This window comes from Pseudomonas sp. (assembly GCF_035277045.1).
Classification (GTDB): domain Bacteria; phylum Pseudomonadota; class Gammaproteobacteria; order Pseudomonadales; family Pseudomonadaceae; genus Aquipseudomonas.
This window is the reverse complement of sequence record NZ_DATELE010000181.1, coordinates 63,674-80,293: the sequence shown is the minus strand read 5'-3', so window position 1 is coordinate 80,293 and position 16,620 is coordinate 63,674. Positions and strand designations below refer to the sequence as shown.

General features: G+C 63.9%; 17 protein-coding genes and 1 pseudogene. 14 read left to right on the top strand and 4 right to left on the bottom strand.

The genetic code is table 11. The features are described 5' to 3' along the window. Positions 1-119: 119 nt before the first annotated feature. The 3 genes from VJS90_RS09590 to VJS90_RS09580 are packed head-to-tail and all read left to right on the top strand — an operon-like array spanning position 120 to position 3,682. A complete protein-coding gene (locus VJS90_RS09590; RefSeq protein WP_324121344.1) occupies positions 120-779 on the top strand; it encodes a paraquat-inducible protein A in 660 nt (219 codons plus the stop codon). Beyond that, the gene (locus tag VJS90_RS09585; RefSeq protein WP_324121342.1) at positions 766-1,389 is read left to right on the top strand and encodes a paraquat-inducible protein A; all 624 of its coding nucleotides are present in this window, start codon (positions 766-768) and stop codon (positions 1,387-1,389) included. The genes VJS90_RS09590 and VJS90_RS09585 overlap by 14 nt, the downstream gene beginning before the upstream one ends. Then, a complete protein-coding gene (locus VJS90_RS09580) occupies positions 1,382-3,682 on the top strand; it encodes a PqiB family protein (RefSeq protein WP_324121341.1) in 2,301 nt (766 codons plus the stop codon). Before VJS90_RS09585 ends, VJS90_RS09580 begins: the two co-directional genes overlap by 8 nt. 165 nt (positions 3,683-3,847) lie before the next feature. Here VJS90_RS09580 and rpsT read toward each other — a convergent pair whose 3' ends face one another. Then, positions 3,848-4,126, bottom strand: a complete 279-nt coding sequence (gene rpsT / locus VJS90_RS09575; protein ID WP_158459828.1) for a 30S ribosomal protein S20 — start codon at positions 4,124-4,126, stop codon at positions 3,848-3,850. A gap of 250 nt (positions 4,127-4,376) precedes the next feature. On the opposite strand from rpsT, the gene murJ reads away from it, so the two are divergent. The 6 genes from murJ to ispH all read left to right on the top strand — a co-directional run bounded on the left by murJ (position 4,377) and on the right by ispH (position 11,712). Continuing rightward, positions 4,377-5,915, top strand: a complete 1,539-nt coding sequence (murJ, locus tag VJS90_RS09570) for a murein biosynthesis integral membrane protein MurJ (RefSeq protein ID WP_324121340.1) — start codon at positions 4,377-4,379, stop codon at positions 5,913-5,915. A gap of 118 nt (positions 5,916-6,033) precedes the next feature. Further along, positions 6,034-6,984, top strand: coding sequence for a bifunctional riboflavin kinase/FAD synthetase (gene ribF, locus VJS90_RS09565; protein ID WP_324121338.1), 951 nt, complete (start codon positions 6,034-6,036; stop codon positions 6,982-6,984). Continuing rightward, the gene (gene ileS, locus VJS90_RS09560; RefSeq protein ID WP_324121337.1) at positions 6,981-9,812 is read left to right on the top strand and encodes an isoleucine--tRNA ligase; all 2,832 of its coding nucleotides are present in this window, start codon (positions 6,981-6,983) and stop codon (positions 9,810-9,812) included. The genes ribF and ileS overlap by 4 nt, the downstream gene beginning before the upstream one ends. Continuing rightward, on the top strand, positions 9,805-10,320 hold the full coding sequence (gene lspA, locus VJS90_RS09555; protein ID WP_324121334.1) for a signal peptidase II: 516 nt from the start codon (positions 9,805-9,807) through the stop codon (positions 10,318-10,320). The genes ileS and lspA overlap by 8 nt, the downstream gene beginning before the upstream one ends. Then, on the top strand, positions 10,313-10,750 hold the full coding sequence (fkpB, locus tag VJS90_RS09550; RefSeq protein ID WP_324121332.1) for an FKBP-type peptidyl-prolyl cis-trans isomerase: 438 nt from the start codon (positions 10,313-10,315) through the stop codon (positions 10,748-10,750). Before lspA ends, fkpB begins: the two co-directional genes overlap by 8 nt. A gap of 14 nt (positions 10,751-10,764) precedes the next feature. After that, on the top strand, positions 10,765-11,712 hold the full coding sequence (gene ispH / locus VJS90_RS09545) for a 4-hydroxy-3-methylbut-2-enyl diphosphate reductase (protein WP_324121330.1): 948 nt from the start codon (positions 10,765-10,767) through the stop codon (positions 11,710-11,712). A gap of 114 nt (positions 11,713-11,826) precedes the next feature. On the opposite strand, the pseudogene VJS90_RS09540 reads toward ispH, so the two are convergent. Beyond that, positions 11,827-12,108, bottom strand: a pseudogene (locus VJS90_RS09540) (GspH/FimT family protein); the annotation flags it as partial. 205 nt (positions 12,109-12,313) lie between these two features. Here VJS90_RS09540 and VJS90_RS09535 point away from each other — a divergent pair. From VJS90_RS09535 to thiO, 5 genes are read left to right on the top strand one after another with little or no spacing between them, the layout of a single operon-like run. Continuing rightward, on the top strand, positions 12,314-12,508 hold the full coding sequence (locus tag VJS90_RS09535; RefSeq protein ID WP_324121329.1) for a type IV pilus modification PilV family protein: 195 nt from the start codon (positions 12,314-12,316) through the stop codon (positions 12,506-12,508). Further along, positions 12,505-13,167 (top strand): prepilin-type N-terminal cleavage/methylation domain-containing protein, encoded by a 663-nt coding sequence (locus tag VJS90_RS09530; RefSeq protein ID WP_324121327.1) that lies wholly within the window; start codon positions 12,505-12,507, stop codon positions 13,165-13,167. Before VJS90_RS09535 ends, VJS90_RS09530 begins: the two co-directional genes overlap by 4 nt. Continuing rightward, positions 13,164-13,640: a hypothetical protein gene (locus VJS90_RS09525; RefSeq protein ID WP_324121325.1), complete on the top strand. Its 477-nt coding sequence runs from the start codon at positions 13,164-13,166 to the stop codon at positions 13,638-13,640. Before VJS90_RS09530 ends, VJS90_RS09525 begins: the two co-directional genes overlap by 4 nt. A gap of 4 nt (positions 13,641-13,644) precedes the next feature. Continuing rightward, positions 13,645-14,052, top strand: coding sequence for a type IV pilin protein (locus VJS90_RS09520; RefSeq protein ID WP_324121324.1), 408 nt, complete (start codon positions 13,645-13,647; stop codon positions 14,050-14,052). A gap of 39 nt (positions 14,053-14,091) precedes the next feature. Next, positions 14,092-15,204: a glycine oxidase ThiO gene (gene thiO / locus VJS90_RS09515; protein ID WP_324121322.1), complete on the top strand. Its 1,113-nt coding sequence runs from the start codon at positions 14,092-14,094 to the stop codon at positions 15,202-15,204. A 21-nt stretch (positions 15,205-15,225) separates the two neighbouring features. On the opposite strand, the gene VJS90_RS09510 is transcribed toward thiO, so the two are convergent. After that, a complete protein-coding gene (locus VJS90_RS09510) occupies positions 15,226-15,456 on the bottom strand; it encodes a PP0621 family protein (RefSeq protein ID WP_324121320.1) in 231 nt (76 codons plus the stop codon). Between the two features lie 94 nt (positions 15,457-15,550). Next, positions 15,551-16,567, bottom strand: coding sequence for an outer membrane protein assembly factor BamD (locus tag VJS90_RS09505; RefSeq protein ID WP_324121318.1), 1,017 nt, complete (start codon positions 16,565-16,567; stop codon positions 15,551-15,553). Between the last annotated feature and the right edge of the window lie 53 nt (positions 16,568-16,620).

Genomic DNA, 16,620 nt, shown 5'->3' with positions numbered 1-16,620 from the left:
CTATCTGCGCGAGCAGGTAGGGGTTTTGTCTTTGCGGCGTTCTTGTGGCTTGGTGGCTGATTCCCACAATCGGAGCCAGAACACTAGAATAGAGCCTCGCATCCATTCAGAATCCACCTATGCCTAACCCTGTCGAACCCCAAGCGCTGGCCGAACGTCCGCTGGATGAGCTGGTCGCCTGTCATGAGTGCGACCTGCTGATGAGCAAGCCGACCCTGCGCACTGACGAGAAAGCTCACTGCCCGCGTTGCGGTTACGAGCTGTTCGCTCACCGCCACAACGTCGTCAATCGCAGCCTGGCGTTGGTGCTCACCGCGTTGCTGTTATACGTGCCAGCGAATTTCCTCCCCATCATGCAGTTGCACCTGCTCGGCCAAAGCTCTGACGACACCGTCTGGAGCGGGGTGGTCGGGCTTTACAATGCCGGCATGCAGAGTGTTGCCCTGGTGGTGTTTCTTTGCAGCATGGCCATCCCCTTGCTCAAGTTGCTGTGCCAGCTGGCGGTGCTGCTAAGCATTCGCCTGGGCGTAGGGCGCAGCCATGGCTTGTTTTTCTACCGGATTTATCATCATTTGCGCGATTGGGGCATGCTTGAGGTCTATCTCATGGGCGTGCTGGTGGCGATCGTCAAGCTGGCCGACATGGCCGAGTTGAGCCTGGGTCTCGGTATCGTGTGCTTTATCAGTCTGTTGCTGGTCCAGGTCTGGCTGGAAGTGGTGATGTCGCCACATCAGATCTGGGCCGCGTTGTCGGGAGAAGATGTGCATGCGGGCGATTGATGCGGGCATTCTGGTCTGCAATGAATGTCATGAACTGAACCGGCAGGAGCCAGGTGGCCACTCGCAGGATTGCACCCGTTGTGGCGCTATCGTGCATGTGCGTCGGCCGAACAGCATCCTGCGTACCTGGGCATTGCTGATTACCGCCTCCATTCTCTACATACCGGCGAACGTGCTGCCCATCATGACCGTGAGCAGCCTCGGGCAGGGCACGCCGGACACCATCATGTCCGGGGTCATCAGCCTGATGCAGCATGGCATGCTGCCGATCGCAGCGGTGGTGTTCGTCGCCAGCATCCTGGTGCCAACGTTCAAGCTGGTGGGTATCGGCCTGCTGCTGTATTCGGTGCAGCGTCACCAACCGCTTTCCGCGCGCCAGCGGATCCTCATGTACCGCTTCATCGAATTCATCGGACGCTGGTCGATGCTGGATATCTTCGTCATTGCCATTCTGGTGGCCGTGGTGAATTTCGGCCGGATCGCCAGTGTCGAAGCGAATCTGGGCGCTGTTGCCTTTGCCAGCGTGGTGATCCTGACAATGTTTGCTGCTTTAACCTTTGATCCCCGACTGATCTGGGACAACACGGAGTCGGACGACGACAATGAGTGATTTGCCTAAGGCCAAAACCCGCCCAGCTTCGAATTGGTCGGCCATCTGGATTCTGCCCCTGATCGCCCTGGTCATCGGTGGTTGGCTCGGCTGGCAGGCCTACCGCGCCGCCGGTGTGAATATCGAAGTGCGCTTTGAAAGTGGTGAGGGCATCGTCGCCAACAAGACCGAGGTGTTCTACAAAGGCATGTCGGTGGGCAAGGTCAAGAGCCTGGTGCTCGACGCCGAAGGCAGCAACACCGGTGTCATCGCGACCATCGAGATGAACAAGGAGGCCGAGCCGCACCTCAACACCGGTACGCGCTTCTGGCTGGTCAAGCCCAGCGTCACCTTGGCAGGCATCACAGGTCTGGAGACACTGGTATCAGGCAACTACATCGCCGTGAGCCCAGGGGAGGGCGAGCCAACCCAGCGTTTCACCGCGCTCGCGGTCGCCCCGCCCTTGTCCGATAGTGTTCCGGGGCTGCACCTGACCCTCAAGGCAGAACGTCTGGGCTCGCTCAACCGTGACAGCCCCGTGTTCTACAAGCAGATCCAGGTCGGCCGGGTGAAGAGCTATCGCCTGTCCGAAGACCAGGATACCGTCGAGATCAAGGTCTTCATCGAGCCTGCCTACGCCTCGCTCGTGCGCAAGCACACACGATTCTGGAATGCCAGCGGCGTCAGCATCGATGCCAGCCTGTCGGGGGTGAAGGTCCGCAGCGAATCGTTGTCGAGCATCGTTGCTGGCGGCATTGCCTTCGCAACGCCGGAGCACCGCAAGGACAGTCCCGCGACCGATCCGAGCCTTCCGTTCCGTCTGTATGAAGACTTCGATGCCGCGCAGGCCGGCATTCGCATCAAGGTCAAGCTGACCGACTTCGAGGGCCTGCAAGCCGGGCGCACGCCGGTGCTCTACAAAGGCATCCAGATCGGTTCCCTGAAAACCCTGAAGATCGACAGCGACCTCAGCAGCGCCATGGCTGAAATCACCCTTGATCCGCTGGCCGAGGACTACCTGGTCGACGGCACGCAGTTCTGGGTGGTCAAGCCGTCGATCTCGCTGGCCGGTATCACTGGGCTGGAGGCCCTGGTGAAAGGCAACTACATCGCTATCCGTCCTGGTGACAAGGGCGCCACGCCCCAGCGCGAGTTCGAGGCGCGGGCCAAGGCTCCACCACTGGACCTGAAGTCACCCGGCCTGCACCTGGTGCTGTTCGGCGATAACCTGGGCTCCCTGGATGTGGGCAGCCCGGTGCTTTATCGCCAGGTCCGGGTCGGTAGCGTGCAGAGCTACCAGTTTGCCAAGAACAGCAAACGCATCCTCATCGGGGTGCACATCGAGCCGGAGTACGCCAACCTGGTCAATGGGTCCACGCGTTTCTGGAACGCCAGCGGCATCACCCTGACGGGTGGGTTGTCGGGCATCCAGGTCAAGAGCGAATCCTTGCAGAGCCTTATGGCCGGGGGGATCGCGTTCGAGACGCCCGAGCAGAACGTCCCGCTCAAGCGGCGCATTCCCCGCTTCCGCCTGAACGAGAGCCAGGACGCGGCGAACCGCACCGGCACATCCATCACGATTCGGGTGGAGCGCGCCGACGGACTCAAGCCAGGCACACCGATCCGCTTCAGGGGCCTGGATGTCGGCCAGGTCGAAAGCGTGGACCTGACCCAGGACCTGCAGGCCGTGCTGCTACGGGCCCGGATCACCGAAGTGCCAGAACGCATCACCCGCAAAGGCACGCGCTTCTGGGTGGTCAAGCCGGCGCTCGGGCTGGTGCGTACCGAGAATCTGGAAACGCTCGTGACCGGCCAGTACCTCGAAGTGCAGCCGGCAGCCAGGAGCGGGGGCCAGCAGCATGACTTCATCGCCTTGGCCCAGGCGCCAGAGCTCAAGGAAGAACCCGTCGGCCTGCCGCTTACGCTCAGCGCTCCACGGCGCGGGTCGATCAAGCCTGGGGTGCCGGTTACCTACCGCGAAGTGGCGGTTGGCAAGGTCACAGGGTTCGAACTGGGGCAAACCGCCGACCGAGTGCTCATCCACGTGCTCATCGAGCCCCGCTACGCGGCATTGGTGCATGGCGGTAGCCGGTTCTGGACCAGCAGCGGCTTTGGCTTCGATTTCGGGCTGTTCAAGGGCGCTTCCGTGCGCACCGAGTCGCTCGAGACGCTGATCGAAGGCGGTATCGCATTCGCCACGCCTGAAGGCGAGAAGATGGGTAACCCGGCGCGGCCGCAGCAGACATTTGCCCTGTTCGACAAGCCTGAAGAGGAATGGCTGATCTGGGCACCAAAGATTTCCCTCGCACAGTAGCGCATCAGTGCCTGCAGGGCCGGCCTTGACCGCGATGGCGACCAGGGCCGGTCTTGCACCGGCCACCTGACGCCACCGCGGGCAAGTCGGCGAGCCAAGAGGGGAGCAAAAATCGCAGGCAATAAAAAACCGACCCTAGGGTCGGTTTTTTAACAAGCGTGTCGCTTAGGCAGCTGCAGTTTCTTTCAGCGCCTTGATGTGGCCATTCAGACGGCCTTTATGGCGAGCAGCCTTGTTCTTGTGGATGATGCCTTTATCGGCCATACGGTCGATAACTGGCACAGCCAGGATGTAAGCAGCTTGCGCTTTTTCGGCGTCTTTTGCGTCGATGGCCTTGACTACGTTTTTGATGTAGGTACGGACCATGGAACGCAGGCTGGCGTTGTGGCTGCGACGCTTCTCAGCCTGTTTTGCACGTTTCTTGGCGGAAGGTGAGTTGGCCACCGTCGAGCTCCTTGAAAGACTTTTGGATAAATAGCAAACAAAATAGGCCGCGAATCATGCCGATCAGCAGATCGGTTGTCAAGGCCAGTTGCAGGGATCTGCCGAGTGGTCCTGGAGCATGCTGGAAAGATTCCTTTCTGCGCCCTGACCTGTACACTCGGGAGTTTTGGCTCCTCTGCAAAGCGGGGGGAGTATCGCACACTCGGGCGCTCACTGGCAGCGCTCTCTGTCTTCAGGCTGAAACTTTTCGATGAACCTGCTCAAATCCCTGGCCGCAGTCAGTTCAATCACCATGATTTCCAGGGTGCTGGGCTTCATTCGGGACACCATCCTGGCCCGGATCTTTGGTGCCGGTGTCGCCACCGACGCCTTTTTCATCGCCTTCAAGCTGCCCAACCTGTTGCGCCGCATCTTCGCCGAAGGGGCGTTTTCCCAGGCCTTCGTGCCGATCCTGGCCGAATACAAGACCCAGCAAGGCGAGGAAGCGACCCGCACCTTCATTGCCTATGTCAGCGGGCTGCTGACCCTGGTGCTGGCCGTGGTCACGGCGTTGGGCATCCTCGCCGCCCCCTGGGTGGTCTGGGTCACGGCGCCGGGCTTTGTCGACAGCGCGGAGAAATACCAGCTGACCACTGACCTGCTGCGGGTGACCTTCCCTTATATATTGCTGATCTCGCTGTCGTCGCTGGCCGGTGCCATCCTCAATACCTGGAACCGTTTTTCAGTGCCCGCCTTCACGCCGACCCTGCTCAATGTGGCGATGATCGGCTTTGCGGTATTCCTGACCCCCTACTTCGACCCGCCCATCATGGCGCTCGGCTGGGGAGTACTGGCCGGCGGCCTCGCGCAGCTCCTGTACCAGCTGCCACACCTGAAGAAGATCGGCATGCTCGTACTGCCACGCCTGAACCTGCGCGATACCGGCGTGTGGCGGGTGCTCAAGCAGATGCTGCCGGCCATTCTCGGGGTGTCGGTGAGCCAGATCTCGCTGATCATCAACACCATCTTCGCCTCGTTCCTTGTGGCAGGATCGGTCTCCTGGATGTATTACGCCGACCGCTTGATGGAGCTGCCCTCAGGCGTGCTGGGCGTGGCCCTGGGCACGATTCTGCTGCCGACCCTGGCCAAGACCTATGCCAACCGCGACCGGTATGAATACTCGCGGATTCTCGACTGGGGCTTGCGCCTGTGCTTCCTGCTGGTGCTGCCGTGCACCCTGGCCCTGGCGATTCTCGCCGAGCCACTGACCGTGGCGCTGTTCCAGTACGGCAAGTTCACCGCCTTTGACGCCGCCATGACCCAGCGCGCGCTGATCGCCTATTCGGTAGGCCTGCTGGCGATCATATTGGTGAAGGTGCTGGCGCCGGGGTTCTACGCCCAGCAGAATATCCGCACCCCGGTGAAAATCGCGATATTCACCCTGATCTCGACGCAGCTGCTCAATCTGGTGCTCATCGGCCCACTGCAGCACGCCGGCCTGGCGCTGGCGATCAGCATCGGCGCCTGCCTGAATGCCGGCCTGCTGTTCTGGAAACTGCGCCAGCAGGACCTGTTCCAGCCCCAGCCGGGGTGGACGCTGTTCCTGTTCAAGCTGGTGCTGTCCGTGACCTTGATGTCGGCCGTTCTGTTGCTGGGCATGCACTACTTGCCCGCCTGGGCGCAAGGCAACATGCTTGAGCGCTTCATGCGCCTGGGCGCCTTGATCCTGGCCGGCGTGGTGACCTATTTCGGCTGCCTGTTCGTGTGCGGTATCCGCCCACGTCATTTCGCCCGCAAGGCCCTGCACTGAGGCGGGCTCGGGGTCAGGCGTCGGTTTTTCGCATTCCACGCCCGGCGATGGCGCTGCTGCCTGTCGTCAGCGCCCGGGTGTGGTTATAATCGACCACTTTATGAGCAAGAAGCGCGTTATGCAGCTGGTTCGAGGTCTTCACAACCTGCGCCCCGAGCACCGGGGCTGTGTCGCCACCATTGGCAACTTCGACGGTGTTCACCGTGGCCACCAGGCAATCCTGGCGCGCCTGCGCGAGCGTGCCCACGAGCTCGGAGTGCCGACCTGCGTCGTCATCTTCGAGCCGCAGCCGCGCGAATACTTTGCCCCGGATACCGCCCCGGCCCGTCTGGCGCGCCTGCGTGACAAGATCGACCTGCTCGCCGCCGAAGGCATCGACCGGGTGCTGTGCCTGGCCTTCAACCAGCGGCTGAGCAAGCTCAGCGCCCGCGAGTTCGTCGAGGCCATCCTGGCCAAAGGGCTGGGCGTGCGCCACCTTGAAGTCGGTGATGATTTCCGCTTTGGCTGCGACCGCGCCGGCGACTTCGCCTACCTCAATGAGGCAGGCCGCGAGCACGGCTTCAGTGTCGAGGCCGCGCGCACCGTCGAAGAGGACGGCCTGCGCGTGAGCAGCACCGAAGTGCGCAAGGCCCTGGCCGCCGGTGACTTTGCCCTGGCCGCGCACCTGCTGGGCCGCCCGTACCAGATCAGCGGCCGGGTGCTGCACGGCCAGAAACTGGCCCGCCAGCTGGGCACGCCGACCGCCAACATCCAGCTCAAGCGCCGCCGCGTGCCGCTCAGCGGGGTCTACCTGACCAGTGCCGAGATCGACGGCAAGGTCTGGCCTGGCGTTGCCAACATCGGGGTTCGGCCTACCGTCGCAGGTGACGGGCGCCCACACCTTGAAATACATCTCCTGGATTTCGCCGGCGATCTTTATGGCCGGCGCCTGACGGTGGACTTCCACCAGAAGCTGCGCGAAGAGCAGCGTTTCGCCTCCCTGGAGGCGCTGAAGTCGGCGATCGATGCGGATATCGCCGCCGCACGTGCCCATTGGCACGCTCAACCGCTAACGAAGAGCCTGAAATGACCGACTACAAAGCCACGCTTAACCTTCCGGACACCGCCTTCCCCATGAAGGCCGGCCTGCCTCAGCGCGAACCGCAGATCCTGCAGCGCTGGGACAGCATTGGCCTGTACCAGAAGCTGCGCGAGATTGGCAAGGATCGTCCGAAGTTCGTACTGCACGACGGCCCGCCCTATGCCAACGGCAAGATTCACATCGGTCATGCGCTGAACAAGATTCTCAAGGACATGATTGTCCGCTCCAAGACCCTGTCCGGCTTCGACGCGCCTTACGTTCCGGGTTGGGACTGCCACGGCCTGCCAATCGAGCACAAGGTCGAGGTTACCCACGGCAAGCACCTGAGCCCGGACCAGACCCGCGAGCTCTGCCGCGCTTACGCCGCCGAACAGATCGAAGGCCAGAAGACCGAGTTCATCCGCCTGGGTGTGCTGGGTGACTGGGACAACCCCTACAAGACCATGGAATTCGCCAACGAAGCCGGTGAAATCCGTGCCCTGGCCGAGATGGTCAAGCAGGGCTTCGTGTTCAAGGGCCTGAAGCCGGTGAACTGGTGCTTCGACTGCGGTTCGGCCCTGGCCGAAGCCGAGGTCGAGTATGCCGACAAGAAGTCCCAGACCATCGACGTCGGCTTCCCGATCGCCGACGCCGACAAGCTGGCCGCCGCCTTCGGCCTCGCCAGCCTGTCCAAGCCTGCCTCGATCGTGATCTGGACCACCACCCCGTGGACCATTCCGGCCAACCAGGCGCTGAACGTGCACCCTGAGTTCGCCTACGCCCTGGTCGACACCGGCGACAAGCTGCTGGTCCTGGCCGAGGAGCTGGTCGAATCGTGCCTGCAGCGCTACGGCCTGCAAGGCTCGGTGCTGGCCACCGCGCCAGGTTCGGCCCTGGAGCTGATCAATTTCCGCCACCCGTTCTACGATCGCCTGTCGCCGGTATACCTGGCCGACTACGTCGAGCTGGGCGCCGGTACCGGCGTGGTGCATTCGGCCCCAGCCTATGGCGAGGACGACTTCGTTACCTGCAAGCGCTACGGCATGGTCAACGATGACATCCTGACCCCGGTGCAGAGCAATGGCGTGTACGTGCCATCGCTGGAGTTCTTCGGCGGCCAGTTCATCTGGAAGGCCAACCCGGCCATCGTCGAGAAGCTCGGTGAAGTCGGCGCGCTGCTGCACACCGAAACCATCAGCCACAGCTACATGCACTGCTGGCGCCACAAGACCCCGCTGATCTACCGCGCCACCGCGCAGTGGTTCGTCGGCATGGACCGCCAGCCGAACACCGGCGAGCCCCTGCGCGAGCGCGCGCTCAAGGCCATCGAAGAAACCAAGTTCGTACCGGCCTGGGGCCAGGCGCGCCTGCACTCGATGATCGCCAACCGTCCCGACTGGTGCATCTCGCGCCAGCGCAACTGGGGCGTGCCGATCCCGTTCTTCCTGAACAAGCAGACCGGCGAGCTGCACCCGCGCACCGTCGAGCTGATGGACGAAGTGGCCAAGCGTGTCGAGCAGGAGGGCATCGAGGCCTGGTTCAAGCTGGACGCCGCCGAGCTGCTGGGTGACGAAGCCGCCCAGTACGACAAGATCTCCGACACCCTGGACGTGTGGTTCGACTCGGGCACCACGCACTGGCATGTGCTGCGCGGCTCGCACGACATCGGCCACGCCACAGGTCCCCGCGCCGACCTCTACCTGGAAGGTTCGGACCAGCACCGCGGCTGGTTCCACTCTTCCTTGCTGACCGGCTGCGCCATCGACAACCACGCGCCGTATCGCGAGCTGCTCACCCACGGCTTCACCGTGGACGAGAACGGCCGCAAGATGTCCAAGTCGCTGGGCAACACCATCGAGCCGCAGAAGGTCAACGACACCCTGGGCGCCGATATCCTGCGCCTGTGGGTTTCGGCCACCGACTACTCGGGCGAGATGGCCGTGTCCGAGCAGATCCTGCAGCGCAGCGCCGACGCCTACCGGCGTATCCGCAACACCGCGCGCTTCCTGCTCTCGAACCTGTCGGGCTTCGACCCGGCCCGCGACCTGCTGCCGGCCGAAGACATGCTGGCGCTCGACCGCTGGGCGGTCGACCGTGCGCTGCTGCTGCAACGCGAGCTCGAAGAGCACTACAGCGAGTACCGCTTCTGGAACGTCTATTCCAAGATCCACAACTTCTGCGTGCAGGAGCTGGGCGGCTTCTACCTCGACATCATCAAGGACCGCCAGTACACCACCGGTGCCAACAGCGTCGCGCGCCGTTCGTGCCAGACCGCGCTGTACCACATCAGCGAGGCGCTGGTGCGCTGGATCGCGCCGATCCTGGCCTTCACCGCCGACGAGCTGTGGCAGTACCTGCCGGGCGAGCGCAACGAGTCGGTCATGCTCAACACCTGGTATGAAGGTCTGACCGAGCTGCCGGAAGGCACCGAGCTCGGCCGCGCCTACTGGGACCGGGTAATGGCGGTCAAGGCCGCGGTCAACAAGGAACTGGAGAACCAGCGCGCAGCGAAAGCGATCGGTGGCAACCTGCAGGCCGAAGTGACCCTGTTCGCCGACGAAGCCCTGAGCGCCGACCTGAACAAGCTGAGCGACGAGCTGCGCTTCGTGCTGATCACGTCCGCCGCGAGCGTGGTGCCGTTTGTCCAGGCGCCTGCCGAAGCGGTCACCACCGAAGTCGAAGGTCTGAAGTTGCAGGTGGTCAAGTCCGGTCACACCAAGTGCGGCCGTTGCTGGCACTTCCGCGCCGATGTCGGCGCAAACCCGGAGCATCCGGAAATCTGCAGCCGCTGCGTCGAGAACCTGACCGGCAATGGCGAGGTGCGCCACTATGCCTAACCCTGCTGCCGGGCGCTTCGGGCGCCTTGCCTGGCTCTGGCTGAGCCTGCTGGTCCTGGTCCTCGACCAGGCCAGCAAGGTCTACTTCGAGGGGGCCTTGAGCCTCTACCAGCAGATCGTGGTCATTCCCGACTACTTCAGCTGGACCCTGGCCTACAATACCGGCGCCGCGTTCAGCTTCCTCGCCGACGGCGCGGGCTGGCAGCGCTGGCTGTTCGCCCTGATCGCCGTGGTGGTCAGCGCGGTGCTGGTGGTGTGGCTCAAGCGCCTGGGGCGCAACGAGACCTGGCTGGCCGTCGCCCTTGCCCTGGTGCTGGGCGGCGCGTTGGGCAACCTGTACGACCGCATCGTGCTGGGCCACGTCATCGACTTCATCCTGGTGCACTGGCAGAACCGCCATCATTTCCCGGCCTTCAACCTGGCCGACAGCGCCATCACCGTCGGCGCGATCATGCTGGCGCTGGATATGTTCAAGAGCAAGAAGTCCGAGGAAGCCGTCAATGACTGAGATCCGCATTGGCCAGAACACCGAAGTGACCCTGCATTTCGCCCTGCACCTGGAAAATGGCGATACCGTCGACAGTACCTTCGACAAGGCACCGGCGGTATTCAAGGTCGGCGACGGCAACCTGCTGCCGGGGTTCGAGGCCGCGCTGTTCGGCTTCAAGGCCGGTGACAAGCGCACCGTGACCGTGGCGCCTGAAAACGCCTTCGGCCAGCCCAATCCGCAGAACATCCAGGTCATGCCGCGCACGCAGTTCACCGACATGGAGCTGTCCGAGGGCCTGCTGGTGATCTTCAACGATGCCGCCAATGCCGAGCTGCCTGGCGTGGTCAAGGCATTCGACGACGCCCAGGTGACCATCGACTTCAATCACCCACTGGCCGGCAAGGTCCTGAGCTTCGAGGTGGAAATCCTCGAGGTCAGGGCGTTGTAGGCCCGGAGCCGAGCATGCAAATCAAACTCGCCAATCCCCGCGGCTTCTGCGCTGGGGTGGACCGGGCGATCGAAATCGTCAACCGGGCGCTGGAAGTTTTCGGCCCGCCGATCTACGTGCGTCACGAAGTGGTGCACAACAAGTTCGTGGTCGAAGACCTGCGGGCCCGCGGCGCGATCTTCGTGGAAGAGCTGGACCAGGTGCCGGACGACGTCATCGTCATCTTCAGCGCCCACGGTGTTTCCCAGGCCGTGCGCCAGGAAGCGGCGGGACGCGGCCTGAAGGTGTTCGACGCGACCTGCCCGCTGGTGACCAAGGTGCATATCGAGGTCGCCAAGTACAGCCGCGACGGCAAGGAATGCATCCTCATCGGTCACGCCGGGCATCCGGAAGTCGAGGGCACGATGGGGCAGTATGACCCCAGCAATGGCGGCACCATCTACCTGGTCGAGGACGAGAAGGATGTCGCCACCTTGCAGGTGCGTGATCCCGATCGCCTGGCCTTCGTCACCCAGACCACGCTGTCGATGGATGACACCAGCCGCGTGATCGACGCCCTGCGCACGCGCTTCCCGAACATCGGCGGCCCGCGCAAGGACGACATCTGCTACGCCACCCAGAACCGCCAGGACGCCGTCAAGCAACTGGCCGACGAGTGCGATGTGGTGCTGGTGGTCGGCAGTCCCAACAGCTCCAACTCCAACCGCCTGCGTGAGCTGGCCGAACGCATGGCGACCCCGGCCTACCTCATCGACGGTGCCGAGGACCTGCAGCGCAGCTGGTTCGACGGGGTCGGGCGCATCGGCATCACTGCCGGTGCCTCGGCGCCGGAAGTGCTGGTGCGCGGGGTCATCGCGCAGCTTCGCGAGTGGGGCGCGACCGGCGCCGAGGAGCTGGACGGGCGCGAGGAAAACATCACGTTCTCCATGCCCAAGGAGCTGCGGGTTCGCTCGCTGATCTGAGGGAATGCCTGCGCAATCGGCGTGCGTTTGCGCGCCTTCGCGCAGGCTGATCCTTCCGCTGGGCGCCACCACCACCCGGTAGCGGCTGTCTCCCTCGCGACCGCAGACATGCAGCGTACCGTTCTGGATACCGCCGCGGGCAGGGAAAGGCAGGCCCAGGCCGTTGAACCTCACCTGCTGCGCGACGGGCTGATTGCCGACGATGATCAGCTGCCGCGGATGCCGCTTCTCCCTGAGCAACAGCTGCTCCTGCTCCAGCAGGATGCGCCACCCAGCTCCCCAATCTTCCTGCAGCGCTTGCACCACGACCACCTGGTTGTGCAACACCGCATGGCTGCGCGCAATGCGCAGCGCCTGGACCAGGTCGTGGGCGGCCGTACGCTGGCGTAGCTCCATGCTCATCCGAGCGTAGGACGGCATCCCGATCAGCGTCAGCAGGCCCACCAGGATCACTCCCGACATCAGTTGTATCAGTGTTGCTCCCTGTTGCCGCACCGTGCATTCCTCCCTGGAGATGCTTCGCTATAGCTTCCAGAACGACGGACATGAGGTCCAGTCGGCAGAAAGGGCAACGGCGGATGGAAAAGTCGCAGGAGGCGCAATGACAGGGGTACGCGAACGAGGGATGACGTTGCTTGAAGTGCTGATGACCCTGGCAGTGCTCTCGCTGGGGGTGTTTTCGTCCGCCGCGCTGCAGGTGCGCACGTTGCAGATGACGGAGGAGGCCCTGCGCGCAAGCCAGGCAGCGCTGAGCACCTACAGTGATTCCGATCGCCAGCGGGCGCCGGTCCGATGAGGGCCCAGCAGGGTTTTGGCCTGCTGGAGGTCAGCCTGGCGCTGGCATTGGGGCTGCTGTTGCTGGTGGCGGGCGGCCACGTGCTGGTGTCGGCCCACCAGTCATGGCAGCTCCAGCATGCCTCGGCACGTCTGCAGGAGGATGCCCGGCTGGTGCTCCAGCGCCTGGCCCAGGACCTGCGCATGACCGGCATGTTCGGTTGTCTCCACCTTGAGGACGATGACTACCGGGCGCCAGGCGCTGCACTGGCCTTCGCCAAGCCGTTGCGTATCACCCATGACGCAGAAGGACGACTGTTGAGCCTTGAGCTGGTGGGCGGCCAGCTGGCAGGTGAAAGCGGCAAGCCGGACTGGATGCTGGTGACCGACTGCAGTACCTGGGCCCAGGTCCGGGACAAGGATCACGCTCCAGGCTCCCATGAGCTGATTTTCCCGATTCGCCGCCAGGTGTACCGGCTTGAGGGCGACCGATTGCTGATGACCGGAGGCGGGCGCACCGCTGCGCTCATCGAGCAGGTTCGGGATATGCGGGTGGCCCGTGGGCACGTGGGCGAGTATGAGCGGCTGCAGGTGCAGCTGACCCTGTTCGATCCGCTGCAGCGCATCGAGCAGCGGTATGACATGCACGTCACTCTGCGCAACCGGATGCCACATCCATGAACCGGCAGAAGGGCGTCATCCTTCTGGCAAGCCTGGTACTGATGCTGATGCTGGGCCTGCTGAGTGCCTCGGCGCTGCAAGGTGCGTTGTTGCAGGAACGCATGGCGAGCAATCTCGTCGAGAGCCTGCGTGGCCTGGAGAAGGCCGAGGCGATCCTGGCTGAAGGCGAAGCGCGGCTGCGGCACGCCCAGCCTGCGGCCTGCACCCTGTGCCAGCCACCCGCGTCCCCCCATGACGAGGCAACGCATGCGGGTCAGCCCTGGCACGCTGCCAGGGAGGGCGTCTACCTGCTGCAGAACCTGGGACCTAGCGTGCGGGCGGCCCATGTGCCCGGCGGCCAGACGGTCAACCTGTTCCGTGTCACTGCGGTCAGCCGCGCGACGCCCGGCCGACAGGTGCTCGAGAGCATCGTTGCCCTGGAGGAAGGAGGGGCACCCTTTAGAATCATGTGGCGCCAGCGACTCAGGGAGTAGTGAGATGAATGCACCGCAACGGGGCCTGAGCCTGATCGAGTTGTTGCTTGTCGTTGCCGTCGTCGGCATGCTGGCGGGCATTGCCTACCCCAGCTACACCGACCAGGTCAGGCGCGCCGCCCGCGCGGAGGCCGTCGCCACGCTGCAGGACAGTGCCCTGCGCCTGGAGCGCCATTATTCGCGCGCTGGCCAGTACCATGACAGCGAGGCCCTGATAACGCCGCTGCCCCCGGGAAGCCGTTACTACAGCCTGGTGACGGAGCGCGGCGGCGAGACCTTCCGTCTGGTTGCAAGGCGATTGCCTGGCGGATTGCTGGCGCAGGACCGTTGCGGTGACTTCATGCTCGACCAGGCCGGTGTGCAAGGGCATCAGGGCGCGAGCGGCGACACGGCAGGTTGCTGGGGAAGCTGAAGATTGAATGACGGTTTACTTCAGGTGTTGGATCGACGGATGAGCAAGCAAGTAGTGATTGTCGGCGGCGGGGTGATCGGCCTGCTGACAGCGTTCAACCTGGCCGCCCAGGTCGAGCAGGTAGTGATCTGTGACCAGGGTGAAGCAGGGCGCGAGTCGTCCTGGGCGGGCGGCGGCATCGTCTCGCCGCTGTATCCCTGGCGCTACAGCCCCGCGGTGACCGCGCTGGCGCACTGGTCCCAGGACTTCTATCCACAGCTGGGCGAGCGCCTGTTCGCCAGCACCGGCCTTGATCCCGAGGTGCACACCACCGGGCTCTACTGGCTGGACCTGGACGACGAAGCCGAGGCTCTGGCCTGGGCAGCGCGGGAAGGGCGTCCGCTGCGCGCCGTGGACATCACGGCCGCCTACGACGCGGTCCCCGTGCTCGGCCCCGGCTTCACCCGGGCGATCTACATGGCGGGCGTGGCCAACGTGCGTAACCCTCGACTGGTCAAGTCGCTCAAGGCGGCATTGCTGGCGCTGCCCAACGTGACCCTGCGCGAGCACTGCCGGATCACCGGGTTCACCCGTGACCAAGGGCGCATCACGGGCGTACAGACCGATGACGGGCTGCTGGCGGGAGATGCCGTGGTGCTCAGCGCCGGTGCCTGGAGCGGTGACCTGCTTGCCACCCTGGGACTGGAGCTGCCCGTCGAGCCGGTCAAAGGGCAGATGATTCTCTACAAGTGCGCCGAGGACTTCCTGCCGAGCATGGTCCTGGCCAAGGGCCGTTATGCGATACCGCGGCGTGACGGGCACATTCTGGTGGGCAGCACGCTGGAACACGCGGGCTATGACAAGACCCCGACCGAGCAGGCGCTGGAAAGCCTGAAGGCTTCGGCGATCGAATTGTTGCCAGCGCTGGCCGATGCCACACCAGTGGCTCACTGGGCAGGTCTGCGGCCGGGTTCGCCCGAGGGCATCCCGTATATCGGCGAAGTGCCGGGCCATGCTGGGCTGTGGCTGAACTGCGGTCATTACCGCAATGGCCTGGTGCTGGCGCCGGCTTCGTGCCAGTTGTTCTGTGATCTGTTGCTAGGGCATGCGCCGATCATCGACCCGGCGCCCTATGCGCCAGCCGGCCGGCTGGCGCCCAGGCACGCGCAGTAACGCGTGCGGGGCGGGGCGCTTCTAACGCTCGCGCCCCGGTCCTTGCTCCAGATGCGCCTGGCTGCAATACCACTGGCTGCCGAGGCGCAGCGCCCGGTCGTTGGGCAGGTGGACGCCGCAATGGGCGCAGCGCACCATCTTCAGCGGGTCTTCGAGGGTATTGTCCGGGCGGGTTTCCTGGCTGATCTTGAACTTGCGCCACAGCCAGAACGCGGCGGCGATCAGGGCGATCCAGAAGAGTAGGCGAATCATGGTGTCCAGCTTGTCGAAATGAAGAGCTGACAGTCTAGGGCGCGGCCATGAAAAAAGGGAGGCCTTGGCCTCCCTTTATCTGTCACGCGTCCGATCAGTCGAACAGACCAAAGGTCATGTAGCTGAACCACGAACGGTCCTGCTCGGCTTCCTTCGGACCTTCCGGCTCGATCACGTTGCCGTCTTCATCCTTGGGCAGCAGCTCCTGAGGGATCTCCGCCTTGGCGTCTTCGTACTGCTTGATCACGTCCTGGTTGGCGCGGGTCTGGCCAGGTGGCAGCGGCGTGTCGGATTCGATCAGGCCCAGGGTCGCCTTGGACAGCCACGAGCGGTTGTCGGCCTCGCCCTGCTTGGGCACGAACTGGCCATCGACCAGGCTCGGGTGGTCGGGGTAGTTGAGCTTGAGGGTCTCGAGGCTGGTGGCGGCCAGGTCGTCCAGGTGCAGGTGCTGGTACGCCTCGGTCATCACGGCCAGGCCGTCACCGACCGATGGGGTCTCCTGGAAGTTCTCGACCACGTAGCGGCCACGGTTGGCGGCGGCCACGTAGGCCTGGCGGGTCAGGTAGTAGTCGGCGACGTGGATTTCATACGAGGCCAGCAGGTTGCGCAGGTAGATCATGCGCTGCTTGGCATCGGGCGCGTAGCGGCTGTTGGGGAAGCGGCTGGTGAGCTGGGCGAACTCGTTGTACGAATCGCGCGCCGCGCCCGGGTCCCGCTTGGTCATGTCCAGCGGCAGGAAGCGCGCCAGCAGGCCACGGTCCTGGTCGAACGAGGTCAGGCCCTTGAGGTAGTAGGCGTAGTCGACGTTCGGGTGCTGCGGGTGCAGGCGGATGAAACGCTCGGCGGCGGACTTGGCGGCCTCAGGCTCGGCGTTCTTGTAGTTCGCGTAGATCAGCTCCAGTTGCGCCTGGTCGGCGTAGCGGCCGAACGGATAGCGCGACTCCAGGGCCTTCAGCTTGCTGGTGGCGCTGGTGAAGCTATGATTGTCCAGGTCGGCCTGCGCCTGCTGGTACAGCTCGGCTTCGCTCAGGTTTTCGTCGATGACTTCCTTCGAAGAACACGCAGCGGTCAGTCCGAGGATGGCGATCAGCAGCAGGTGTTTCACTTGCATGGCGGCTTGCGTCCCTTTGACGGCCGCTGTCTTGGGCGGTGCCGTCCTGTTAT